This is a genomic window from Pseudomonas sp. Sample_14 (assembly GCF_004307515.1).
Classification (GTDB): Bacteria; Pseudomonadota; Gammaproteobacteria; order Pseudomonadales; family Pseudomonadaceae; genus Aquipseudomonas; species Aquipseudomonas atacamensis.
Window position 1 is genome coordinate 1 of sequence record NZ_RCOC01000057.1, and the last position, 25046, is coordinate 25046.

At 61.6% G+C, this 25046-nt stretch carries 20 protein-coding genes and 1 riboswitch; of the genes, 7 read left to right on the top strand and 13 right to left on the bottom strand.

The annotated features are described in order from the left end of the window. Positions 1–317, bottom strand: a 317-nt coding sequence (locus tag D8U61_RS12595; protein WP_347237680.1) for a motility-associated protein, incomplete at its 3' end; no start/stop codon positions are given. 166 nt (positions 318–483) lie between these two features. On the opposite strand from D8U61_RS12595, the gene D8U61_RS12600 reads away from it, so the two are divergent. From D8U61_RS12600 to D8U61_RS12615, 4 genes are all read left to right on the top strand, one after another. Beyond that, the gene (locus D8U61_RS12600; protein WP_122748033.1) at positions 484–2022 is read left to right on the top strand and encodes an HDOD domain-containing protein; all 1539 of its coding nucleotides are present in this window, start codon (positions 484–486) and stop codon (positions 2020–2022) included. A 42-nt stretch (positions 2023–2064) separates the two neighbouring features. Beyond that, the gene (gene rhdA, locus D8U61_RS12605) at positions 2065–2889 is read left to right on the top strand and encodes a thiosulfate sulfurtransferase (protein ID WP_130927039.1); all 825 of its coding nucleotides are present in this window, start codon (positions 2065–2067) and stop codon (positions 2887–2889) included. A gap of 9 nt (positions 2890–2898) precedes the next feature. Continuing rightward, positions 2899–3759 (top strand): archaetidylserine decarboxylase, encoded by an 861-nt coding sequence (asd, locus tag D8U61_RS12610; protein WP_130927040.1) that lies wholly within the window; start codon positions 2899–2901, stop codon positions 3757–3759. A 66-nt stretch (positions 3760–3825) separates the two neighbouring features. Beyond that, on the top strand, positions 3826–5574 hold the full coding sequence (locus D8U61_RS12615) for a molecular chaperone (RefSeq protein ID WP_130927041.1): 1749 nt from the start codon (positions 3826–3828) through the stop codon (positions 5572–5574). A 104-nt stretch (positions 5575–5678) separates the two neighbouring features. On the opposite strand, the gene serB is transcribed toward D8U61_RS12615, so the two are convergent. Then, positions 5679–6893, bottom strand: coding sequence for a phosphoserine phosphatase SerB (gene serB / locus D8U61_RS12625; RefSeq protein WP_130927043.1), 1215 nt, complete (start codon positions 6891–6893; stop codon positions 5679–5681). 134 nt (positions 6894–7027) lie between these two features. Here serB and D8U61_RS12630 point away from each other — a divergent pair, with 134 nt between their 5' ends. Next, positions 7028–8539 carry an AhpA/YtjB family protein gene (locus D8U61_RS12630; protein WP_024011351.1) on the top strand — a complete coding sequence of 504 codons (1512 nt, stop codon included), beginning with the start codon at positions 7028–7030 and terminating at the stop codon, positions 8537–8539. A gap of 347 nt (positions 8540–8886) precedes the next feature. On the opposite strand, the gene D8U61_RS12635 is transcribed toward D8U61_RS12630, so the two are convergent. From D8U61_RS12635 to D8U61_RS12675, 9 genes are all read right to left on the bottom strand, one after another. Continuing rightward, positions 8887–9597 carry a PqiC family protein gene (locus D8U61_RS12635; protein ID WP_024011350.1) on the bottom strand — a complete coding sequence of 237 codons (711 nt, stop codon included), beginning with the start codon at positions 9595–9597 and terminating at the stop codon, positions 8887–8889. 185 nt (positions 9598–9782) lie between these two features. Continuing rightward, positions 9783–12047, bottom strand: coding sequence for a DNA topoisomerase IV subunit A (gene parC, locus D8U61_RS12640; RefSeq protein ID WP_024011349.1), 2265 nt, complete (start codon positions 12045–12047; stop codon positions 9783–9785). A gap of 7 nt (positions 12048–12054) precedes the next feature. After that, the gene (locus D8U61_RS12645) at positions 12055–12579 is read right to left on the bottom strand and encodes a TIGR02281 family clan AA aspartic protease (protein ID WP_024011348.1); all 525 of its coding nucleotides are present in this window, start codon (positions 12577–12579) and stop codon (positions 12055–12057) included. Beyond that, positions 12576–13565: an esterase-like activity of phytase family protein gene (locus tag D8U61_RS12650; protein WP_130927044.1), complete on the bottom strand. Its 990-nt coding sequence runs from the start codon at positions 13563–13565 to the stop codon at positions 12576–12578. The genes D8U61_RS12645 and D8U61_RS12650 overlap by 4 nt, the downstream gene beginning before the upstream one ends. Then, the gene (parE, locus tag D8U61_RS12655; RefSeq protein WP_130927045.1) at positions 13565–15472 is read right to left on the bottom strand and encodes a DNA topoisomerase IV subunit B; all 1908 of its coding nucleotides are present in this window, start codon (positions 15470–15472) and stop codon (positions 13565–13567) included. Before parE ends, D8U61_RS12650 begins: the two co-directional genes overlap by 1 nt. Before the next feature lie 41 nt (positions 15473–15513). After that, positions 15514–16122 (bottom strand): YqiA/YcfP family alpha/beta fold hydrolase, encoded by a 609-nt coding sequence (locus D8U61_RS12660; protein ID WP_016771970.1) that lies wholly within the window; start codon positions 16120–16122, stop codon positions 15514–15516. A 290-nt stretch (positions 16123–16412) separates the two neighbouring features. Then, positions 16413–17228, bottom strand: a complete 816-nt coding sequence (gene cpdA, locus D8U61_RS12665; RefSeq protein ID WP_016771971.1) for a 3',5'-cyclic-AMP phosphodiesterase — start codon at positions 17226–17228, stop codon at positions 16413–16415. Between the two features lie 97 nt (positions 17229–17325). Further along, positions 17326–17778, bottom strand: coding sequence for a DUF1249 domain-containing protein (locus tag D8U61_RS12670; RefSeq protein WP_016771972.1), 453 nt, complete (start codon positions 17776–17778; stop codon positions 17326–17328). Continuing rightward, a complete protein-coding gene (locus D8U61_RS12675) occupies positions 17769–18386 on the bottom strand; it encodes an NUDIX domain-containing protein (RefSeq protein ID WP_024011344.1) in 618 nt (205 codons plus the stop codon). Before D8U61_RS12675 ends, D8U61_RS12670 begins: the two co-directional genes overlap by 10 nt. Before the next feature lie 227 nt (positions 18387–18613). Between D8U61_RS12675 and D8U61_RS12680 the strand changes: the two genes are divergently transcribed. Beyond that, entirely contained in the window at positions 18614–19360 is a 747-nt protein-coding gene (locus D8U61_RS12680; protein WP_016771974.1) for an RsiV family protein, read from the top strand. On the opposite strand, the gene cytX is transcribed toward D8U61_RS12680, so the two are convergent. Further along, entirely contained in the window at positions 19329–20621 is a 1293-nt protein-coding gene (gene cytX, locus D8U61_RS12685) for a putative hydroxymethylpyrimidine transporter CytX (RefSeq protein WP_130927046.1), read from the bottom strand. The genes D8U61_RS12680 and cytX overlap by 32 nt on opposite strands. Before the next feature lie 140 nt (positions 20622–20761). Continuing rightward, positions 20762–22651: a phosphomethylpyrimidine synthase ThiC gene (gene thiC, locus D8U61_RS12695; protein ID WP_130927047.1), complete on the bottom strand. Its 1890-nt coding sequence runs from the start codon at positions 22649–22651 to the stop codon at positions 20762–20764. 144 nt (positions 22652–22795) lie between these two features. Next, positions 22796–22901: riboswitch (TPP riboswitch) on the bottom strand. 204 nt (positions 22902–23105) lie between these two features. On the opposite strand from thiC, the gene D8U61_RS12700 reads away from it, so the two are divergent. Then, positions 23106–24539, top strand: a complete 1434-nt coding sequence (locus tag D8U61_RS12700; RefSeq protein WP_016771977.1) for a TolC family outer membrane protein — start codon at positions 23106–23108, stop codon at positions 24537–24539. Positions 24540–25046 lie beyond the last annotated feature (507 nt).

Below are 25046 nucleotides of genomic sequence, written 5' to 3' on the forward strand. Positions count from 1 at the left end.
CTCGCGGCGGCATCTTCGATGTCGCCTTCGATGGCCATCATGCCTTCGCGGCGGCTCTTGTTGAGGATCTCGTAGATCAGCCCGAGCACTTCCAGATAGAAAGTGTGGGTGAAGCGCGAACCGAACATGCTCAGGGATTTCTTGAGCACGTGCATCGTCATGTAACCGGGGTTGGCCTGGAGGAACGCGCCAAGGGCCGCACCACCGATGATCAACACCTCGAAGGGCTGGATCAGGGCGGCAATCTTGCCGTGGGAGAGCACGTATCCGCCGAGCACGCTCGCGAATACGACGATGATGCCGATAATTTTAGCCATAGGTAGAAGGTACTTGTTTAAGTCGGGTTCAAGGTCATATTCGGAAGTTAAAAAATCTCTTCTTCTACTTATCGGCAAAACTGCGCCAGACTATAGCCAGTTCAGGCGAAAAGCCAATTTAGCCCATGCCGGGCGCGTCTACAGTCAGTGAAGATCTCGTCCAGACATGGCTAATGAAACGAACATTCCATCGGTAAAACCGAGCACCCTCCAGGCTTGGGTCAAGCTGCTCGACAGCGTTCGCCTGCCCGTACCACAAGAGGCTCACGACAAAGTCTGCCGGGCGATCCGCGACAATCGCAGCTCGCTGCGCGACATCGCCGAGTTGATGCAGGACAGCCCGGCGCTGGCCTTGAGCATCATCCGTGAGGCGAATCGTCACACCCACGGCACCATGGCCGCGCCAGCGGAAAATCTCGAGGTGGCAATCAATCGCCTGGGCCTTGCGCGCACCGAAGAATTGCTCGCGCGCCTGCCCGCCGAACCGCACCGGCAGATCCCCAAGGCTTTGCGCCAATTGCAGTTGATCAGCCAACACGCGACACAGCAGGCCAACGGCTTTTTTGCCAGTCGCCTGGCGCGGCTGTGGCAGGACATCCACTGGGGCAGTCTGCTGTTTTTGTCGCCGCTGTGGCCATTGGCACTGACCTATCCGCAGTTGCTCGAAGAGTGGGAACTGCGGGTGATCCACAAGGGCGAGTCGGCACGTGTGGTCGAAAAGCAATTGTTCGGCGTGCGCCTGTTGAAAATTGCCGAGGCACTGGTCCAGGCCTGGCATCTGCCGATCTGGGTCGAGCAAGGCTACAAATTGCTGCTCAGCGAACAACGCGAACTGGTCAAAGTGCTGCGCATCGCCCGCGACAGCGAGCACCCGCTGCGCCAGCAGAATCGCCTCGACGAAGACCCGACGCTACGCCGCTGGCTCAACCAGCCGGCGAATACCGTGCTGCTCGCCAATGGGCTGGCGCTGTCGGCGCAACAGGCCTGGGACAGTCCGCACAGCAAGCGCTGGCAGTACCTGACCAGCCTGTATCTGCAGATTTCCATGGACGAAGTGCAGCAACAGTTGCACCAGCAAGCGGCGAACAGCGCGCGTCAGCATGCAATGCCCGATCTGTGGCACCCGGCGGTTTCGCTGATCTGGCCGTGGGGCACTCGTCGCTTGCCGGCCGGCATGCTCCCGGCCGCAGCGCCGAATGCGGATGACTTGGGCCAGTGGCGTCGGCAATGCGCCGAACTGCTCGCCGAGCCCAGCCGCTTCACCAATGCCATGAGCCTGACCGTCGCCGCCCGCGAGGCACTGGTGGCCAGCGGCATGCGTCGGGTGATGATTCTGATGGCCGACCGCACGCACTCGACCCTGCGCGTGCACCAGACCGCCGGTTTGCCGAAGGATGCGGCGGCGCTGAGTTTTGTCGTCAGCCAGAGCAAAGTCCTGCAACGCCTGCTCGCTCAGCAGGCGCAGGTGCGGATCACGCCGGAGAACAACGGGCAATTCTCTGCCTTATTGCCAGCGAGCCTGCGCACGCTGTTTCGCGGCGAGCACTTATTCTTGCGTTCGCTGGTGAATAACGGCCGGGTGATCATGATCGTCGTTGCCGATCAGGGCGGCGGGCCGTTCGCCGACATCACTGTGCAGGCCTTCGGCAAAACTGCGCAGTGCATCGAAAAAGCCCTGCACAGCTTTAGCAGCCGCGGCCAATGAGCCTGCGCTACAATCCTCCCCTTTGTGCTCTGGAGACCTCACATGTCTGACTTCTCTGGCTTGCCGCTTGTCATCGAGCCGAGCGACCTGCTGCCGCGTCTGGAGTCCCCGGAACTGATTCTGGTGGACCTGACCAGCCCTGCCCGGTATGCCGAAGGTCACTTGCCCGGCGCACGTTTTGTCGACCCGAAACGCACCCAGCTCGGCCAGCCACCGGCGCCCGGGCTGATGCCGGCGAAGGCCGATCTGGAAGCGTTGTTTGGTGAGCTCGGCCATCGCAAAGACGCGGTATACGTGGTGTATGACGATGAGGGCGGCGGCTGGGCCGGGCGTTTCATCTGGCTGCTCGATGTCATTGGCCACGACAAGTACCACTATATAGACGGTGGTCTGCCGGCCTGGCTGGCGGACGGCATGCCGATGTCGATTCAGGTGCCGGCCGCCGTCGGTGGCCAGGTCTCGCTGACCCTGCACGATGAACCGACCGCCACCCGCGAATACCTGCAAAGCCGTCTCGGCGCCGCCGATCTGGCGATCTGGGACGCGCGTGGGCCGCTGGAATATTCCGGCGAGAAAGTCCTCGCCGCCAAGGGCGGACACATCCCCGGCGCGGTCAATTTCGAATGGACCGCCGGCATGGACCAGACGCGTCAGCTGCGTATCCGCAGCGACATGCCGCAGATCCTCGAAAACCTCGGGATCACCAAGGACAAGGAAATCATTACCCACTGCCAGACCCATCACCGGTCGGGCTTCACTTATCTGGTGGCCAAAGCCCTCGGTTATCCGCGGGTCAAGGGCTACGCCGGTTCCTGGGGCGAATGGGGCAACCACCCTGACACGCCAGTCGAGATTCAAGGTTTTTAAGGACAACTAATGAAAGAGCGTCTGTTTATCCTCAGCCAGTACCTGCTGCCGCATCACCTGCTGTCGCGCCTGGCCGGCTGCATCGCCGAATGCCGCGTGCGCTGGTTCAAGAATGCCTTCACCCAATGGTTCGCCAAGCGTTATAAAGTGGACATGTCGCAAGCACTTGTCGAAGACCTGACCGCTTACGAGCACTTCAACGCATTCTTCACGCGTGCGTTGAAAGACGGCGCGCGTCCACTGGACGAAACTCCGGGCGCGATCCTCAGCCCGGCCGACGGTGCGGTGAGTCAACTCGGCCCGATCGAGCACGGTCGCGTGTTCCAGGCCAAGGGCCACAGTTTCAGCGTGCTCGAATTGCTCGGCGGTGATGCGGCCAACGCAGCGCCATTCATGGGCGGCGACTTCGCCACCATTTACCTGTCGCCGAAGGACTACCACCGCGTGCACATGCCACTGGCCGGCACCCTGCGCGAAATGGTCTACATCCCGGGCCGCATTTTCTCGGTGAACCAGACTACTGCCGAAAACGTCCCGGAGCTGTTCGCCCGCAACGAGCGCGTGGCGTGCATTTTCGACACCGAACGCGGGCCGATGGCCGTGGTGCTGGTTGGCGCGATGATTGTCGCTTCGATTGAAACCGTGTGGGCCGGTCTGGTCACACCACCGAAGCGCGAGCTGAAAACCTTCCGCTACGACGAAGCCGCACGCGCACCGATTCATCTGGAAAAAGGCGCGGAACTGGGGCGCTTCAAGCTCGGTTCAACGGCGATCGTGCTGTTTGGCCCGGATCAGGTGAAGTGGGCCGAAGAGCTGGTGGCCGGCTCGCCAGTGCAGATGGGCCAAGGTCTGGCGCTGCCAAAAGCGTGACCCTGTTTGCGGAAGAAGCCGAGGCTGCTTCCGCAAACCGCGGCATTTGCTGCTATGGTTTTGCTCATGAGCCAGACCAACTTATCTCCCAAGCTGCGCGCTCCGACTCCCACGCAAACGCGCCTGTCGTTCTGCGACGCCAGCCCGCGTGATCTCAAGCGCTGGATCGCCGGCCTGCCCAAGGCCAACATCGGCGAAACCGCCCGCCGGCTCTATCAAGGCCTCGGCGAACTGAACCTGTTGCTCACTCCCAGCGACAATCGCCTGCAACTCCTGGAACTGCTGCGGTCCGAGGTGTATTTCGTCTGCCAGCATCTGGAACGGCATTTTCTGCATCAGGCGATCATGCTCGACGAGCGCTCGCGCAAAGTCAGCAACCTGTGTCAGGCGCTGCAAGGTCAGCTGGCCATCGGCTATAAACAGATCGTTCTGCGCATCCTGCCCAAATACAGCAAGGACCGCGCGACGCTGGTCAGCACCGCCTTGCAACGCGCGGCGCATGCCCTCAAGGCGCAACTGGTGCGCGCCACGCAGTTGTACAGTTCTCCGCCGGAACATGTGTGGTTGGAATTGCACCAGCTGTATCGCAGCGCGGCGCAATTGCAGCTGCAACAACGGCGGCTGCGCGATGATCTGGCCTTTTTGACCAGCGAACTGAGCGTCGAACAGACCTACATCGCCGCGCTGCTATTGGGCAGTGCCCGTTGCAATCAATTGCGTCAAAGCCAGATTGCCCGGCTGGCCGAGGTAATCGAGCCGTGGAGCGCCCTGCTCAAACTGCATCCCGGCAGCGCCGACGACGGTTTGTTCGCCATCAGCCCGGAACTCGATGTCGGCCCGCGCTACCGCAAGATGTTCCGCAGCGAACAACAGAGCGGGCTGCTGGGCTTCGATCCGCAACCGCTGGTCAAACAGCTCGAAACGCACCTGCTGCACCAGTCCACCTCGACCCCACTGCCCGTTTCCGCCGGCCTCAGCGTCGACACCCTGCAACATCTGCACGCTACTTGGGGCCAAGCGGCGGAACGGAGTTTTCAGCGGATCGCCGGCCAAGGCACATTGACTGTGTGCGTCGGCATGAGCGCCCTGCACTTCTACCTCGGCGGCGAGCGCACTTTCAGCGAGTTGCTCAAACATCCCGGTGCCCGCGCGGCAAACTTCAGCAGCGTCGTGGCCAGCGGCGAAAAGGACAGCTGGAGTCAGGCGTTCGACGCTGCCCCGCAAAGTAACGATGAGCTGTTGCCGTACGAGGAAATCCAGTACGACCAGTTGACCGAGGACGACGGCCCCGGCACCGCGCCGAACTATCCGACTTACGCCTTGCCGGTGATCAACCATAGCCCCGGCGGCTATTGCCTGGCCTGGCCCAGCGAAGTACCGGCGGAGTTGCAGGCCGGGGAAATGCTCGGCATTCAGGACAGCGAGGGCAAAGGCTGGAGCATTGCGGTGATTCGCTGGATCCGCCAGGTGCGCGGCAGCGGCACGCAGATGGGCATTGAACTGGTCGCGCCACACGCGCAGCCGTGCGGCTTGCAACTGGTGCGAACGAAAGATGATCACAGCCAGTATTTGCGCGGTTTGCTGTTGCCGGAAATCAGTGCGATCGATGTGCCGGCCACCGTGCTTGCGCCGCGCCTGCCCTTTCAGGAAGGCAACAAGGTGTTGATCAACACCCAGGGCGAAGAACACCGCGCCGGGCTGGATCGGCGGGTGGCGAGTACGCACAGCTTCAACCAGTTCGCCTATCGCTCGCTGGATCCTGCGCAGAATGGCGGAGGTGAGGAGGATTTTGATTCGTTATGGAATTCGCTCTAGATCGAGGCGCGGCCTTCGCGAGCAGGCTCGCTCCCACATTCAAATGCAGTTCAAATGTGGGAGCGAGCCTGCTCGCGAAGAGGCCAGATCAGCTTATCGAGATCTCAGAGCTGCCCGTCACGATCCCGGAAGCCCAACAGATACAACACACCATCCAGCCCCAGCGTTGAGATCGCCTGCTTCGCCGACTGCTTGACCAGCGGTTTGGCGCGGAACGCCACGCCCAGCCCGGCAATCGCCAGCATCGGCAAGTCGTTGGCGCCGTCGCCGACGGCGATGGTCTGCTCCAGACGCAGACCTTCCTTGTGCGCCAGTTCCTTGAGCAAGTCAGCCTTGCGCTGCGCATCGACAATCGGCTCGATCGCCACGCCGGTGCACTTGCCGTCGACCACTTCCAGCTCGTTGGCAAACACGTAATCGATGCCAAGCTTGGCTTGCAACTGCTTGGCGAAATAAGTGAAGCCGCCGGACAGGATGGCGGTTTTGTAGCCGAGGCGCTTGAGTTCGGCGAACAGGGTTTCGGCGCCTTCGGTCAGGCGCAGCGAGGCGCCGATCGAGTCGAGCACGCTGACGTCGAGGCCCTTGAGCAGCGCCAGACGCTCCTTGAAGCTGGCGCGGAAATCCAGTTCACCGGCCATGGCGCGCTCGGTGATTTCCGAAACCCGATCACCCACGCCGGCCGCCTGGGCCAGCTCATCGATGACTTCCGCTTCGATCAGCGTCGAGTCCATGTCGAACACGGCCAGACGCCGGTTGCGACGGAACAGCGAATCTTCCTGGAAGGCGATATCGACGTTCAATTCCTGGGCAACGCTGAGGAATTCGGCGCGCAAGGCCTGCGGATCGGCCGCTTCACCGCGCACGGAAAACTCGATGCAGCCCTTGCCCTTGTCGGCCGGCGTGTCCAGCGGCATGCGCCCCGACAGACGGTCGATATGGTCGATGTTCAAGCCATATTTGGCGGTGATCGCGCTGACCGCCTGCAACTGGCCGGCAGTGACCTTGCGCGTCAGCAGGGTGACGATATGGCGTTTCTTGCCCTGATTGCCCACCCACTGCTGGTAATCTTCTTCGGATACCGGGGTGAAGCGCACTTGCTGATCCAGTTCGTAGCCTTTGAACAGGATGTCCTTGAGCACCGATTTGCCTTGCTCGGAATCGGGAATTTCAACCAGGATGCCGAACGACAGGGTGTCGTGGATCACCGCCTGACCGATGTCGAGAATGTTCACACCACCTTGTGCCAGAACACCGGTGATGGCCGCCGTCAGACCCGGACGGTCGACTCCCGTGATGTTAATCAGGACGATTTCGCGCAACGCGCACCCCCGCAACTGGAAAAAAACCGCATTCTACCCACTTTCAGTGACCATCGGGCACCGCGAGCGCTTTGCCGGTCTGGGGCCTGTCGCTATACTGCGCGTCAACTTCACGGACAAAGAGCCGAGCTCAAGTGAACCGGCCCACGCCAGTCAAAACCGATAACTTCTTCCTGCTGATCTTCCGTGCACTGCGCCATCGCCGTGTACCGATTGCATTGCGCATTGCCAGCCACAACGTGATCCTGGTCGCTCTGGCCCTGGTGATCTATGCCGGGGTGATGGGGCTGCAATTCAAGCAGGCCATGCACGAGCAGGCCGATGCGCTGGGCGAAAGCCTGACCACGCAGACCGCCACCTCCGCCACCGAGCTGCTGGTGTCCAACGACATCCTCAGCCTCAACGTGCTGCTCAACAACCTGACCAAGAACAAACTGGTCGCCCACGCGGCAATCTACAGTGTGGACAACCGCATCCTCGCCGAGTCCGGTCAGCGTCCCAAGCACAGCCTGCTGGGCGAAGCCGAGGGCATGTACGAGAGCAAGATCACTTTTCAGGACGTGACGGCCGGGCAACTGCGCATCAGCCTGGACATGGATCAGTTCCAGCAGCCAATGACCATCAGCCTGCAAAGCATGGGCATTCTGAGCGCGATTCTGCTGGCACTGTCGCTGGCTCTGAGCCTGCGCATGGGCCGTTATCTGTCGACGCCACTGCTGCAATTGCGTGTGTGGCTGCGCCGCATCGACGCGCATACACCGGGCATCGATCGCCAGGATGAAATCGGCGATCTGGCGCGCCAGCTGCACGCCAGCTACGCCCCGGAACCGGAGCCCGAGCCTGAACCCGAGCCGGAATTCGCCGAGGAAGAAGACGAGCCTGAATTCGAGGTGCGTAACCTGCGCGATCCAAGTTTCGACGAAAGCCGCCCGCTGGCTGCGAAGAAACCGGCGCCACGTCACCTGGTCAGCACCGTCGAAGACGATGATGACGATGACGCCTTCGCCGACCTGCGCGACGAATCGCTCAACGGCGCCGCCCAACCGCTCACGCGCAAACCGAGCCCTGACGTTCCACAGCACACCGCCGTACTGGCCGTGCAACTGGGTTCGCAGGAACAATTGCGCCGCTTGCCTCGCGCACGCCTGGAAGAACTGCAGGATCGCTATCGCGACTGCCTCGAGCAGGCAGCGTCGCTGTATCAGGGCGAAATCGAAACCCTCAACGATGGCAGCACGCTGTTGCTGTTCCACACCGAAGATTGCGGCGACGATTACCTGACCAATGCCATCTGCTGCGGCGAACTGCTGCGTGCTCTGGGTCATCAGTTGCAGATCGAGGTCGCAGACAGCGGCATCACCCTGCAATTGCAGCTGGGCCTGACCCTGGGCGATGAGTTGTTCGGCCTGAGCCAGATTGATCTGCTGCTGACCGATTCGGCCCAGGATGCACTGGCCTTGTCGCAACACAGCCGCAATCTGCTACTGGTTGAACGCAAGATCAGCGATGACGCGTTGATCCGCCAGCGTGCGCGGATCCGGCCGATCGCCAGCCCTGAGGGCGCTTGCTGTGTAGAACGGCTGATGGAACCTTATCCGTCGATGCTGGAGCGGCAACTGGCGCGGATGCATGAGCGCCGGGCGTAAGGCTTAGGCCCGATCCGCAAAAGCCCGCAGACGAGTGATTGTCTGCGGGCTTTTTTGTGCGCGGCGTTACTGGAATGTGTGCATCCCTGAAAAGCCCCTCACCCTAGCCCTCTCCCAGAGGGAGAGGGAACCGACCGAGGTGTCTGGCGCCATATATCGACCTGACAGATCTTGGCGATTATGGATTCACCTCCGCGCGTTCACGTCGGTGTAGCTATCGAATATCCCCCAATCGGTCCCCTCTCCCTCCGGGAGAGGGTTAGGGTGAGGGGCTTTTGATCTTCCACCCCACCTCCAGACACAACAAAGCCCGCACAAGGCGGGCTCTGTTCTGACTCGTTCCAGCCTCAGAAGCGAAACACTTCCATATCCGTACGAATCGGCGAGGCCATTGGAATCTTCGGCTGCTTCTCGGCATCCGCCGCTGGCGCTGCGGGTTTCGGCGCGGCTTTACGCGGTGCCTCGGCCACGGGCGGCTGGTTGGCCAGTGGCTTGAGCGCCACCGACAACTGCTCGGCCAGACGCTGCAACAGAACGCCTTGTGCCTGCACCTGGGACGCGGTGCTGCCGGCGTGCGTTTCCTGCAGGTGAATGATGCGATTATCACGCACCTTGCCGCGACGATCGATCAACCGCCACTGCGCATCGAGAATCGCCGGTTGTTTCGCTCCGGAATCCAGACGGGTGATGGTCAGCAACACCTGCACATCCGGCGTGAATCCGGCAGTAGCAGGCGCCAGCACCACACGCTGGCTGTCCAGGTGACCGGCGACCTGCCGCATCAGCAACTGATCGATATCCGACGAAAGGCTGCCAGCCCAACGACCGTCGGTCGCCGCTTGCAGGCTGCCGTCGGGTTGACGTTGCAGTAGGGTTTCGCGTTGCAGGTAATCGGCTACAACCACCGGCCCCAGCAAAACCGCCATGCCCGCGCTTTGCGCAGGCTGAACCGGACTTCCGCTGTCCAGTTGATACAGCGACACCGGCTGGTGAACGCTGCAACCCGCCAGGCCAAGAACGCCGGCGAGCAACAAAATAAGGGGGCGTAGAGCAGTCATCATCCCGTCCAGGTGGCCGCCACAAGGCTGACCACAGTGAAAATACTCAATAAATATGAAGAACGCTCGGCCACGCCGGCGCTTGAAAGGCCATATCATCCGTGAATATGCGTTCCGACTCCAGCGCCAAAGCGTCGATCTACGCGTTTAATCGCAGATCGAACGCTCTAGGAAGGCGTTCTCGCCTAATTGAGGTTTTCGACGAGCAGCGCATCGACCCGTTGGAAGCCCCGCGGAAGTTTGTTTCCGCGCCGTCCACGCTCACCTTTGTAGTGCTCGAGGTCGTCGGCTTTCAGTGACAGGGTCCGTTTTCCAGCCTGCAACACCAGGGTGGCGCCTTCCGGCAGAACGGCGATGTCCGTGACGTATTCTTCGCGACTGGCCACGCGCTCACCGGAGATACCGATGATCTTGTTGCCTTTGCCCTTACCCAATTGTGGCAGATCACTGATTTTGAAGATCAGCAGGCGACCTTCGGTCGTGACCGAGGCCAGCCAGTTCTGCTCACGATCGGCCACAGGGCGCGGTGCGATGACCTTGGCGTTGTTCGGCAAGCTCAACAGCGCCTTGCCGGCCTTGTTCTTCGCTTGCAAATCTTCACCCTTGACCACAAAGCCGTAACCGGCATCGGAGGCAATCACGTACAGCGCATCGTCTTCGGGCATCAGCACGCATTCGAACGAGGCGCCCGGTGGCGGCGTCAGACGGCCGGTCAACGGTTCGCCCTGACCACGGGCCGACGGCAAGGTATGAGCAGCAACCGAATAGCTGCGGCCGGTGGAGTCGATGAACACGGCAAACTGGTTGGAGCGCCCCGCCGCCGAGGTCTTGAAGCCATCGCCGGCCTTGTACGACAGACCGGTGGCGTCGATGTCATGGCCCTTGGCCGAACGTACCCAGCCTTTTTCCGACAGCACGACGGTGACTTTCTCGTTCGGCAGCAGGTCGTGCTCGCTCAACGCCTTGGCTTCGGCGCGCTCGACGATTGGCGAGCGGCGGTCGTCGCCGTAGGTTTCGGCGTCTTTGAGCAGCTCGGTGCGCACCAGTTTCTTCAGCTTCGCTTCGCTGCCCAGCAGGGCTTGCAGCTTGGCTTGTTCCTTGAGCAGTTCGTCCTGCTCGTCGCGCAGCTTCATCTCTTCCAGTCGCGCCAACTGACGCAGACGGGTGTCGAGGATGTAGTCGGCCTGAATTTCGCTGAGGGCGAAGCGCTCGATGAGCTTGGCTTTCGGATGCTCCTCGGTACGGATGATGTGAATCACTTCATCCAGGTTGAGGTAAGCAATCAGCAAACCGTCCAACAGGTGCAGACGACGCTCGACCTTGTCGAGGCGGAATTGCAGGCGGCGACGCACGGTCAGCACGCGGAACTCCAGCCATTCGACCAGCAGCGCACGCAGGTTTTTCAGCTGCGGCTTGCCGTCCAGACCGATGATGTTGACGTTGACCCGGTAGGTCGATTCCAGCTCAGTGCTGGCGAACAGGTGCTGCATCAGCGCTTCGTGATCGACGCGGCTGTTGACCGGGATGATCACGATGCGGCACGGGTTTTCGTGGTCGGATTCGTCACGCAGATCGGCGATCTGCGGCGCTTTCGACGGTTTGGCCTGCATCAGCGCGGCAATCTGCTCCAGCACTTTGGCGCCGGAGACCTGATGCGGCAGCGCGGTAACGATGATGTCGCCGTCCTCGACGTGGTACACGGCGCGCATACGCACCGAGCCCTTGCCGGTTTCGTACATCTTCAGCAGGTCGGCGCGCGGCGTGATGATTTCCGCTTCGGTCGGATAATCCGGACCCTGAATGTGTTCGCAGAGCTGCTCGACCGTGGCTTTCGGCTCATCGAGCAGACGCACGCAGGCGGTGGCGACTTCGCGCAGGTTGTGCGGCGGCACATCGGTGGCCATGCCCACGGCGATACCGGTGGTGCCGTTGAGCAGAATGTTCGGCAGGCGCGCTGGCAACACCAGCGGTTCCTGCAGGGTGCCGTCGAAGTTCGGCCCCCAGTCAGCGGTGCCCTGGCCCAGCTCGCTGAGCAGCACTTCGGAATAGCGCGACAGCCGCGCTTCGGTGTAACGCATGGCGGCGAAGGACTTGGGATCGTCCGGCGCACCCCAGTTGCCTTGGCCGTCGACCAGCGTGTAGCGATAGCTGAACGGCTGCGCCATCAGCACCATCGCTTCGTAGCACGCCGAGTCGCCGTGGGGGTGGAATTTACCGAGCACGTCACCGACGGTACGCGCCGATTTCTTGTGCTTGGAATCGGCGTCCAGCCCCAGCTCGCTCATGGCGTAGACGATACGCCGCTGTACCGGTTTCAGGCCGTCGCCGATATGCGGCAAGGCACGATCCATGATCACGTACATGGAGTAGTTGAGGTAGGCATTTTCGGTGAAGTCAGCCAGCGATCGGCGTTCTACACCGTCCAGGCTGAGATCAAGGGAGTCGCTCATGCGGGCCTCATCGGTTCGTTGTCTGGCGCAGCAGCATGGTGCCACCGCGCTGGGTAAATTCAAGTCTGTTCAGGGCGCTCATGCCGAGCAGCACCTGATCGCCATGCAGCCCCGGCGCCACCAGTGCGCGGACATCCCGCAGGACGATGTCGCCCAGTTGCAGGCGGGCAATCTTCGTTCGATAGCCCTGGCTCAGGCCATTGGCCGTGCTCAGGGTCACGCCGAAACCTTCTTGCAGCTTCAAACGCTTGGCCAGATCCGCCGGGATCGCCACATCGGTGGCGCCGGTGTCGAGCATGAACTCGACCGGCTCGCCGTTGATCTGGCCGCTGGCGACAAAATGCCCTTGGGCATTGCTCGCCAGTTTCACTTCGATAAATCCTTCGCCCTGCTCCGACGTGACCACTATGTTCGGATTCTGCTGGCGCTGTTCCCACTGACCGAAAAACCGCGTCGCGAGAAACAGCGCCGCGCACCAGGCGAGGATCATCAACACCCGACCGGCACGCTTGCCCGGTGGCTGCTGGCTCATGGCCTGGCACTCCAGCCACCGTCCGGCGCGGCAAAGCGCCAGACCACCGGGCGGACTTCGCCATCAGCACGCGGGCCAAAATTGTTGTCGACGCCGATCCACGCACCTTCGGCATCAATGATCAGCGCTTCCTCCAGTCCGTAGTTCTGCGAGTAGCGACGTTGTTCCCGCAACAGTTCGCCGGCATACGACCAGCATTGCTCGACTTTGGCCGTCTGTGCATCGCGACGACAAATCTCGAACGCGTTGCGTTCAAGGGTAAACAGCTTGCCGTTGAACAAGGAAATGTCGGAAAAGTCGCGATGAACCGCTTTCGCCTTGGGAAACTGTGGCGGCTGCATCTCCTTGCCGCCCTCACTGAGCAGCACGCAGCGACCGTCACAATCCCACACCGTCTGCTGGCGCTTGATCAGCAGCAAACCGCGCTTTTGCCGTTCGGCGGCCAGCCATATCTGATCACCGGCCGGGTTGATCGCCAAGCCCTCGAAGATCGAATTGAACTTGAGCAGCAGGCCGCTCGCCCGCGCTTCGCGAACCAGCAGCGGCGAGATTTTCAGCCAGTTCGCCGGGCCGCTGACCGGCACCTGCAACACCGCCGCATGGGCCTCACTGACGATGTAGCGATTGCCTACGCTGTCGCAACTGATGCCTTCGAAATCCAGATCGCCACCGCGAATGAACGATGCAGCCCAGGTGCGCGAACTCAAACCCCACGGCAAGCCGCTCTCGGGCACGGGCGGCACGTCGATGTGCACGGTTTGCGCCTGCCAGACCGGATCGCGGGTATCGAGCCGATAGATCTGCTCGTCATCGCGATCGGAAACCGTCCACAGCTCATTGCCGCACATGGCCAGCCCCGACAGGTTACCGCCGCGCATGCCTTCGACCGGGTGCTCGGAAAGCAGTCGCAATTGTTGCAGCGGCTCGGCCGACACGCTCAGCGCACTCAGCAGCAACGCACCCGCCAAGGCCCAGCCAAACTGCATCAGGCCAGCACCTCGGCGAGGTTGCCTTTGGATTCCAGCCAGGATTTGCGGTCACCGGCGCGTTTCTTCGCCAGCAGCATGTCCATCATTTCCGAGGTTTCGGCGAAGTCTTCGCCCAGCGTCAACTGCACCAGACGCCGGGTGTTCGGGTCCATGGTGGTTTCACGCAGTTGCGGCGGGTTCATTTCGCCCAGCCCCTTGAATCGGGTGACCTGCGGCTTGCCGCGTTTCTTCTCGGCGACCAGGCGATCGAGAATACCGTCGCGCTCGGCCTCGTCGAGGGCGTAGTAAATCTCTTTGCCGAGGTCGATACGGTACAGCGGCGGCATCGCCACATAGACGTGACCGGCGTCCACCAACGGGCGGAAGTGCTGGACGAACAGCGCGCACAGCAAGGTCGCAATGTGCAGACCGTCGGAGTCAGCGTCGGCGAGGATGCAGATCTTGCCGTAGCGCAGCTGGCTCATGTCCGCCGCGCCCGGATCGACGCCGATGGCCACGGCGATGTTGTGCACTTCCTGGCTGGCGAGCACTTCGCTGCCGTCGACTTCCCAGGTGTTGAGGATCTTGCCGCGCAACGGCAGGATCGCCTGGAACTCCTTGTCCCGCGCCTGTTTGGCCGAACCGCCGGCGGAGTCACCCTCGACCAGGAACAGCTCGGAACGCACCGGGTCCTGCCCGGCGCAGTCAGCCAGTTTGCCCGGCAATGCCGGACCTTGGGTGACGCGTTTGCGCTCGACTTTCTTGCTCGCCTTGAGACGGCGGCCGGCGTTGTTGATCGCCAGTTCGGCCAGGGCCAGACCGGTCTCCGGGTTGGCGTTGAGCCACAGGCTGAAAGCGTCTTTCACCACTCCGGAGACGAACGCCGCCGCTTCACGGGAAGACAGACGCTCTTTGGTCTGGCCGGAGAATTGCGGTTCCTGCATTTTCATCGACAGGACGAAAGCGATGCGCTCCCAGACGTCTTCCGGCGCCAGCTTCACGCCGCGCGGCAGCAGGCTGCGGAATTCGCAGAACTCGCGCATCGCATCGAGCAGGCCCTGACGCAGACCGTTGACGTGCGTGCCGCCCTGCGCGGTCGGAATCAGGTTGACGTAGCTTTCCTGCACCGCGTCGCCACCTTCCGGCAGCCACAGCAGCGCCCAGTCGACCGCTTCCTTATTACCGGCGAAAGCGCCGCAGAACGGCTCGTTTGGCAGACGTTCGAATTCGCTGACCGCATCGACCAGATAAGAGCGCAGGCCGTCTTCGTAATGCCACTCGACTTTCTCGCCGGTGCCTTTGTCTTCGAAGCTGACCAGCAGCCCCGGGCACAACACAGCCTTGGCCTTGAGCACGTGCTTGAGGCGGCTGATGGAGAATTTCGGTGAGTCGAAGTATTTCGGGTCCGGCGCGAAGTACACGCTGGTGCCGGTGTTGCGCTTGCCGACGGTGCCGACGATTTCCAGCTCGGACGCCTTGAAGCCGTCCTTGAAGGTCATCTGGTATTCGTTGCCGTCACGCTTGACCCGTACGCGCACTTCGGTCGACAGCGCGTTGACCACGGAAATACCCACCCCGTGCAGACCGCCGGAGAACTGGTAGTTCTTGTTGGAGAACTTGCCGCCCGCGTGCAGCTTGGTAAGGATCAGTTCGACGCCGGACACACCCTCTTCCGGGTGGATGTCGACCGGCATGCCACGGCCGTCGTCGCTGACTTCCAGCGAATGGTCGGCGTGCAGGATGACCTGCACCGATTTGGCGTGGCCGGCCAGGGCTTCGTCGACGCTGTTGTCGATGACTTCCTGGGCGAGGTGGTTCGGCCGACTGGTGTCGGTGTACATGCCGGGGCGTTTGCGCACCGGGTCGAGGCCCGAGAGGACTTCGATGGCGTCGGCGTTATAAGAACTAGCGCTGGGAGTGGCCATAAGGTCTCGTCGTCAGTCATTCATGAAAGAGGGGCAAGACTTCACAGCGTGGTGAAATCGATTGCCTGATACATATCGGCAGCCATGCCGGCAAAACTCAGCAACGCCGGCAATTGCCCGGCAAAGCCCTGGAAACTGTGGTCGCCGCCAGCCTGGATGCGCAAGGCACAGGCGCGGTAATACTGTTGGGCGAGGCGATAATCCAGCGTTTCGTCGCCGGTTTGCAACCAGACCTGATAACGCTGCGGATCCTGCGGTGGTGGCACTTCCAGTTCGGCCAGCGCCGTGACGTGGTCGTGGGTCAGTTCCCAGGTTTCATCGGTGTAGAGGTTCTGCTGCGTGCCCAGATAACCATCGAACATTCGGTGCGGGCTGACCGCCGGATTGACCAGCAGGGCTTTCAGGCCATGGCGCTCGGCCAGGTGAGTCGCATAGTAGCCGCCGAGCGAACTTCCCACCAGCAACGGCCGGCCCAGCTCGGCGATTGCCTGCTCGAGCTGACCGATGGCTTCGCGCGGATGGTGATGCAGCGCCGGCACGCGCAATTGCTCGCTCAATCCCAGCCGCTCCATGACCGCGACCAGCTGACAGGCCTTCTTCGAGGCCGGCGCGCTGTTGAAACCGTGGATATAGAGGATCGAACCGGACATTTGAGCTCCCTGGCTGTCGGCGAAAGATAGCGGAGTTTACAGGGAGAAGGACCGGGATTGGGGGTGGGTTCAATAAATTGGTGTGACAGCACAAGCTGCCCTCACCCTAACCCTCTCCCGGAGGGAGAGGGAACCGACTGGGGGATATTCGAGAGCTACACCGACCTGAACGTTTTGCTGCGAATCCATAATCGATATCGCTGTTTCAGGTCGATGCACAGCCAAAGACACCGCGGTCGGCCCCCTCTCCCTCTGGGAGAGGGCTGGGGTGAGGGTCTTTGATTGTCAGTTCAGTAACCGTTGGAGCCGTAATCGACTGTGAACTCGAAGTCGGTGACTCTTTCGACGCCCGTTTCCAATTTCCCGTCCGGCAACAACCGCAGCCAGCGATACCCCGGCGCCTGCTCGCCCACTTTGAAATCCGCACTCCCCGGCTCGAACTGGATGCACGTCGAGGGCGAGGCCATCAAGCGCACGCCATTGCGGTCGCGATCGATTTCCTGATGCACATGCCCCCACAGCACCGCGCGAACCTGTGGAAAGCGATCCAGCACTTCAAAGAACGCTTCCGGGTTGCGCAGGCCGATCGGCTCCATCCATGCGCAGCCGATCGACACCGGATGATGATGCAGGCACACCAGATGATGACGCTCCGGCGCCTCGCTCAGCGCGCGGGCCAGCAGCTGCAACTGATCATCCTGCAGATAACCCGGCACCGAACCCGGCACCGCCGAATCCAGCATCGTCACCCGCCAATTGCCGATATCGACTACCGATTCGAGCAAGGTGCTCTGCACCGCCGCCTCGGCCATGACCATCGGCTCGTCGTGATTGCCGGGAATCCAGCGCGCCGGGGCATTGATCTGCGCGCTCATCTGGCGGAAGGCCTGATACGACTCCAGCGTGCCGTCCTGGGAAATATCTCCGGTCGCCAGCAGCAGATCGATCTGCGCCTGTTGCGCCAAAACCAGGTCGATGACCTGTTGCAGGCTCTCGCGGGTCTTCATGCCCAGCAGCTTGCTGTGCGCTTCAGCGAACAGGTGGCTGTCGGACAACTGCACCAGCAGCGCCGGGTCGGCGCTGGTAATTGTCGATACGCTGGGCAAGGCGCTCTCCCGGGGCTAGGCACGCAATGGATGGGTGCGGCAATTATGCTGGGGGATGACACAAAGGGGAAACCGCCGAAGCGGACGCAGTTCACAACTAGCGAACGACTTCGTACTCGTGCCCCAACGCCAGGCAATGACTCAGCCATTCGCCCAGAAACACATTGAGCTGGGCCTTTTCATCGGGCTGGTGCATGGCGGCGTTCGGGTAAGGATAGATGCCGCGAAAGCGTCGTGCATGCTCGGCGCTGACCACTTCGGCCATGCGCGCGTCGTGGTAGACCTGCACTTCCAGTTGCGGCACCGGCAACCATGGCAGGCTGTGCTCCTGGCGTACCTGCAAGGTCGTGGTGTACGGGCAGGTCTGCAGCACCTCGAGGGCGAGCACGCCGAGCATCTGCTCGCCCTGGGTCACGGCGATACGCCGCGCCTCGGGTTCGTTGCGCATGTCCGGCAGCAGTCGCATCAGGCGCGCGTAGTTGGCCTCGCAGGCGGCTTGCAGCCCCACGAGGTCAACCCGATAACGATCGCGCAGCTTGTTTACGACCATAGCCCCCTCACTTCGGCGCGGTTCAGCGCCAGCCACTGCAAGGCGATGATGCTCGCCGCGTTGGCAATCCGTCCGTCACGCACGGCCTGCAAGGCATCTTCAAAGGCCCAGACCGTTACGCGAATGTCTTCGGCCTCTTCTTCCAGCCCGTGCAGACCGCCGACACCGTCGGTGCTGCAACGCCCCAGATACAAATGCACGAATTCGTTGCTGCCACCCGGCGATGGGAAGTACTTGGTCATCGGCCACAACGCCTTGATGTCCAGCCCAGCTTCCTCCTGCGCCTCGCGGTGAGCAACTTCTTCCGGCTGCTCATCCTTGTCGATCAGACCAGCGACCAGCTCGACCAGCCACGGGTTGTCGGCCTTGCCCATGGCGCCGACGCGAAACTGCTCGATCAGCACCACTTCATCGCGCTGCGGATCGTAAGGCAGGACGCACACGGCATCGTGGCGCACGAAGATTTCCCGGTTGATCTCGCGGCTCATGCCCCCGGCGAACAGCTCATGGCGCAAGTGCACACGGTCGAGCTTGTAGAAGCCCTCGTAGCATTTTTCGCGCCGCACGATATCCACGGCGGTCGGAATGGCGTTGGCAAAGTCAGTCATGATCATCCTCTTTACTGCATATCCTTTACGGGGTTTCCGTGTACAACCGGCAACCTCGACTTCGCGCCATCCTAACGCGCCCGCACCGTTTGATGCAGCCCCTTTACCGTCAGCGGGATGGACGGTGAAGCTGAAACACACTCTAATCAGCTTAGTGGCGAACTGACTGCTCCGTTGAGAGTCGAAGCGGTATCTTTTTGCCTTCCCCTGCTTTCGAAAGGACGCCCATGTCGCTTTTCAAAATTGCCTCTGTGGCCGCTATTGCCCTGACTCTGGGCGCCTGTGCCAGCCTGTTCCAGCCCAACTATCGCACGCCGCTGGAAACCACCCGCGACGCCTCGGAACAACTCAAACCCGGCTGTTCCAATCCCGATTGCCCGCTGGTGAACATCGACACCCTGCGTTTCCCGGATGAGCCGGCACTGGACGGCATCATCGAAAAACGTCTGCTGCAAATGACCCGCACCGAGAAGAACGCGCCGGTAGCGCCAACCTTGGCCGCCTACCGCGAGCAGTTTCTGGCCAGCGCCGGCCCGCGCAACAGCAGCTATCTGCAAGCGAAAGTACGCGAGCAGCATGACGGACTGGTGATCATCGAGTTGTCGAGCTACCTCGACACTGGCGGCGCCCACGGCACGCCGGGTCGCGGTTTCATCAACTATTCGCGCCAGCAGCACAAGGTGTTGAATCTCTCCGACATGCTGCTGCCGGGTCAGGAAGAGGCATTCTGGAAAGCCGCGCAAGTGGCGCACAACAGTTGGCTGATCAGCACCAAGCTCGATCAGGAGGCGGAATTCGTCGCGAACTGGCCGTTCGTGAAAACCCCGCACGTGGCGCTGACCTACGGTGGCGTGATCCTCAAGTACGACGTGACCACCATCGCGCCCTATGCGCTGGGCCACGTCGAACTGAAGATTCCTTACCCGCGCCTGAACGGCATTCTCAAGCCTGAGCTGTTTCCCGGCCGTAACTGAAGGCCCGGCCCAGCACTAACTGCAACAGCCCTGCCAGCACCAGCGCCGGCAGGGTTGCGCCGACATCCGGATACAGATTCGCCAGCAAGTGGTAGGTGCTCACGCCACCCAGCCACGCCAGCAACGCCGGCCAGCGCAATGCGGCTGAGGCGACCTGAGCACTGCGCTTGCGCAGGATGAAGTGATCCACCAGCACCACGCCGAACAGCGGCGCAAACACCGAGCCGATCAACAGCAGGAAATTCTGGTACTGCGCCAACGGCGCCAGCAGTGCGATCAGCGTGCAGATCACGCCGATGGCCAAGGCCAGGTGCTCGACTTTCAGACGCAACAGAATCCCGCTCGAGACCGCTGCCGAATGAATATCGGCAAAAGCGTTTTCCGACTCGTCGAGCAGAATCAGCAACAGCGGAATGCCCAGACCGGCACCGGCCAGAGCCAGCAGCAGCGCATTGACTTCGCCGCTCGGCGCGAACGCCAGGGTGTAGGCCACGCCAAGGCTCATCAGCCAGAAATTACCGATGAAAAAACCGACAGCCGTGCCACCGAAGACACTCTTCGCGCGTTTGCCGAAACGCGAATAGTCGGCAATCAACGGCAGCCACGACAGCGGCATGGCGATAGCAATGTCGAAGCCCACCGCAAACGGCATCGAACCGTCACCGGCGCGCGCCCACAGCGCCGCGAGGTCGGCTTTGGCGAACAGGTTCCAGGTCAGCCACAGGCACGCGGCGAGCAACAGCCAGATGCCCCACTTGCGCAGAATCTGCCGCACGAACGTCAACGGCCCGCTCACCGCGAGCAAGGTCGCCAGTGCGCCGAAAAACATCGTCCACAGCATCGGATTGGCCCACAGCGAACCTTCGCTGAAGGCGCGGGTGCCGAGCAGGCTGGCGGCATCGCGCATGACGATGATTTCGAACGAGCCCCAGCCGATCAGTTGCAGCAGATTGAGCAGCGCCGGCAGGCTCGCGCCTTTGCTGCCAAGGCTGAGCTTCAGCGCGGCCATTGATGACAGGCCGGTGTCGCTGCCGATCACGCCGACTGCAGCCAGCAACAGCACGCCCACCAGCGTGCCGAGGAAGATGGCCAGCAAAGAACCGGACAGGCCCAGGCCCGGCGCGAGCAATGCGCCGGTCTGCAAAACCATCAGGCCGATGCCGAGGGAGAACCACAGGGAAAACAGATCGCGACCGCCGAAGACACGCTTTTCAGCGGGGACGGCGAGGTCGGGGGAATAAGTGCCGGGTTGAATGCTCAAGGGTGTTATCTCAAAGGGACATTTGTTGTGATCGTTCCCACGCTCTGCGTGGGAATGCCTCTCGGGACGCTCCGCGTCCAGTGACGCGGAGCGTCACGGGCTGCATTCCCACGCGGAGCGTGGGAACGATCAGTACGGGGTCAAACTTTCTTGTACAGCTGACTGCCTTCCTGTTTGAACCGCTCGGCCTGCTCAGCTAGCCCCTTGGCGACGTCCACATCGACCGCGTCAATGCGTTGGTTGGCCGCATACTCGCGGACTTCCTGGGTGATTTTCATCGAGCAGAATTTCGGCCCGCACATCGAGCAGAAATGCGCGACCTTGGCCGAGTCCTTCGGCAGGGTTTCGTCGTGATAGGAACGCGCGGTGTCCGGGTCCAGGCCGAGGTTGAACTGGTCTTCCCAGCGGAATTCGAAACGCGCCTTGCTCAGTGCGTTGTCACGGATCTGCGCGCCCGGGTGTCCCTTGGCCAGGTCCGCCGCATGTGCGGCGATCTTGTAAGTGATGATCCCGGTTTTCACGTCATCCTTGTTCGGCAGGCCCAAGTGCTCCTTCGGCGTCACGTAGCAGAGCATCGCGCAACCGAACCAGCCGATCATTGCCGCGCCGATACCGGAAGTGATGTGGTCATAGCCCGGCGCAATGTCGGTAGTCAGCGGGCCGAGGGTGTAGAACGGCGCCTCGTCGCAGCATTCGAGCTGCTTGTCCATGTTCTCTTTGATCAACTGCATCGGCACGTGGCCCGGGCCTTCGATCATGCATTGCACGTCGTGCTTCCAGGCAATCTTGGTCAGCTCGCCGAGGGTTTCCAGTTCGCCGAATTGCGCTTCGTCGTTGGCGTCGGCAATCGAGCCCGGACGCAGGCCATCGCCCAGCGAGAAGCTGACGTCGTAGGCCTTCATGATTTCGCAGATTTCGTCGAAGTGGGTGTAGAGGAAGTTCTCTTTGTGGTGCGCCAGGCACCACTTGGCCATGATCGAACCGCCACGGGAGACGATGCCGGTGACGCGCTTGGCGGTCAGCGGTACGTAGCGCAGGAGCACGCCGGCGTGAATGGTGAAGTAGTCGACGCCCTGCTCGGCCTGTTCGATCAGGGTGTCGCGGAACAGCTCCCAGGTCAGGTCTTCAGCGACGCCGTTGACCTTCTCCAGCGCCTGATAGATCGGCACGGTACCGATCGGCACCGGCGAGTTGCGGATGATCCACTCGCGGGTTTCGTGAATGTGTTTACCGGTGGACAGGTCCATCACCGTGTCCGAGCCCCAGCGAATGCCCCAGGTCAGCTTCGCCACTTCTTCTTCGATCGAAGAACCCAGGGCGCTGTTGCCGATGTTGCCGTTGATCTTCACCAGGAAGTTACGGCCGATGATCATCGGTTCCAGTTCGACGTGGTTGATGTTGGCGGGAATGATCGCGCGGCCGCGGGCAATTTCTTCGCGGACGAATTCCGCGGTGATTTCTTGCGGAATGCTTGCGCCGAAGCTGTGGCCGGCATGTTGCTGCTTGAGCAGGCCGGCCGCGCGCGCTTCTTGCAGCTTCATGTTTTCGCGGATGGCGACGTATTCCATCTCGGCAGTGATGATGCCTTTGCGCGCGTAGTGCATCTGGCTGACGTTGGCCCCGGCCTTGGCGCGGCGCGGGTTGTTGACGTGGGCGAAGCGCAGTTTGGTCAGTTCGGCATCGGCCAGACGCTGCTGGCCGAAGTTCGAGCTCAGGCCCGGCAGGCGCTCGGTATCGCCACGGTCATCGATCCACGCTGAACGCACATCGGCCAGACCTTTGCGCACATCGATGACCACGTTCGGATCGGTGTACGGGCCGGAAGTGTCGTAGACAGTGACCGGCGCATTGATCTCGCCGCCGAAATCGGTCGGGGTTACATCGAGGCTGATTTCGCGCATCGGCACGCGAATGTCCGGGCGCGAGCCCTGAACGTAGACTTTTTGCGAACGGGTGAACGGCTTGACCGACTGCTCGTCGACCTTGGCCGAGTCACTCAGGTTGATCGCGTTTTTTTCTTTTGTTGTCATCACAGGCTCTCCAGACAGCATCCAGCAGTGGATTGTCGGAGCAGAACCTGAAAGGCACGGACGCACCAGGACCGGTGCTGTGCATTCGTCATGGCGTTCGATTGTCGAACAATATCCCGGACGAAGCACAAGAGGACTCGCCGGGTGACGAGAAATCTTGTTCCCTACGCAGGCGCTAACCTGATCAGGTTCAACGGGATCCGAAATTATTCGATCTCAGCCTCATAGCAAGGCACCCCGACAAGAACCCGGCCAGTCTAGACACAACCATCAAGGAACGCCAACACCGCAGCGAACGCCATGATGAATGGCGTAAATACCCAAGCTGGCCGATTGTTGCCGGAGCAATGCGCAACTACACTCGCTGGGCCTGCTCAAACTTGACGCTGTGCGGGCTGCGCCTTACCTTTGGCGCCCGGATTACTTCCATAATATTCATGCTAGGGATCGCCTCATGCTGCGCAAACTTTCATTGGCTGTTGCCGTGTCCTGTGCGTCCAACACAATGGCCTGGGCAGCGGAAGCACCATTGTCGACCAAAACCGATCTGGTCAGCGTCTATCAGGAAGCGGTCGACAACAACGCCGACCTCGCGGCGGCCCGCGCCCAGTATGGCGCGCAGAAAGAAGTGGTGCCCCAGGCCCGCGCCGGTCTGCTGCCGAACCTGTCCGGTGGCGCCGAAGTTGCTGACGTGCGCACCTCGATCGACCAGCCTTCAGCCATCGCCAACCGCAGCGCGCATTCCTATCAGGCGACCCTCGCGCAGCCGCTGTTCCGCGCCGATCGCTGGTTCCAGTATCAAGCGGCGAAGGACGTCAACGAGCAGGCCGCTCTGCAGCTGTCGGCCACCGAGCAAAACCTGATCCTGCAGAGCGCTGAAAGCTACTTTAACGTGCTGCGCAGCCAGGACAATCTGGCCTCGACCAAAGCTGAAGAAGCGGCGTTCAAACGTCAGCTCGACCAGTCCAATGAGCGCTTCGATGTCGGCCTTTCGGACAAGACTGACGTGCTGCAATCGCAAGCCAGTTACGACACCGCGCGAGCCAACCGCATCGTCGCCCAGCGTCAGGTCGATGATGCGTTCCAGGCGTTGATCACCCTGACCAACCGCCAGTACAACTCGATTCAGGGCATCGTCCACACGCTGCCGATCCTGCCGCCGGCACCCAACGATGCAAAATCCTGGGTCGACACGGCGGCGCGGCAGAACCTCAATCTGCTCGCCAGCAACTACGCGGTCAGCTCCGCCGAGCAGACGCTCAAGCAGCGCAAAGCCGGCCACTTGCCGACCCTCGACGCCGTGGCGAAATACGAGAAAGGCGACAACGACGCCCTCGGCTTCGCCAACCCCAACTCGTTCGGCGCGCCTTATGGCGGCAACGTCGAGCAGAGCACCCTGGGCCTGCAACTGAACATCCCGATCTACAGCGGCGGCCTGACCAGTTCGCAAGTGCGCCAGTCCTATGCGCAACTGGATCAGAGCGAACAGCAGCGCGAATCGCTGCGCCGGCAAGTGGTGGAAAACACCCGCAATCTGCACCGCGCGGTGAACACCGACGTCGAGCAGGTGCAGGCGCGCCGCCAGTCGATCATCTCCAACCAGAGCGCGGTGGAAGCCACGGAAATCGGTTATCAGGTCGGCACACGCAACATCGTCGACGTGCTCGACGCGCAGCGCCAGCTGTACACCTCGGTGCGCAACTACAACAACACCCGCTACGACTACATCCTCGACAACCTGCGCCTGAAGCAGGCGGCGGGGACCCTGAACCCGGGTGACCTGGAAGATCTGCGGCGTTATCTGAAAGCCGACTACAACCCGGACAAGGATTTCCTGCCACCGGATCTGGCGTCGGCGGCCGAGGCGCAGCTCAAGGCCCGGCCATAAACAGTCTGGAATGAATCCCCTGTGGTGAGGGGATTTATCCCCGTCCGGCTGCCCAGCAGTCGTAAATCCTGCTGGCCAGATCTGCCTGAATCACCGCGTCGAATGGTTTCGGGGCTGCTTCGCAACCCAGCGGGGATGAATCCCCTCACCACAGTAATATTCCAGGCGACTATTGGATCAGCCGCGCCAGACCATCCAGCCAAAGGCGCGGCCATGAAAAATCTGGAATGAATCCCCTGTGGTGAGGGGATTTATCCCCGTCCGGCTGCGCAGCAGTCGTAAATCCTGCTGGCCAGATCTGCCTGAATCACCGCGTCGAATGGTTTCGGGGCTGCTTCGCAACCCAGCGGGGATGAATCCCCTCACCACAGTAATATTCCAGGCGACTATTGGATCAGCCGCGCCAGACCATCCAGCCAAAGGCGCGGCCATGAAAAATCTGGAATGAATCCCCTGTGGTGAGGGGATTTATCCCCGTCCGGCTGCGCAGCAGTCGTAAATCCTGCT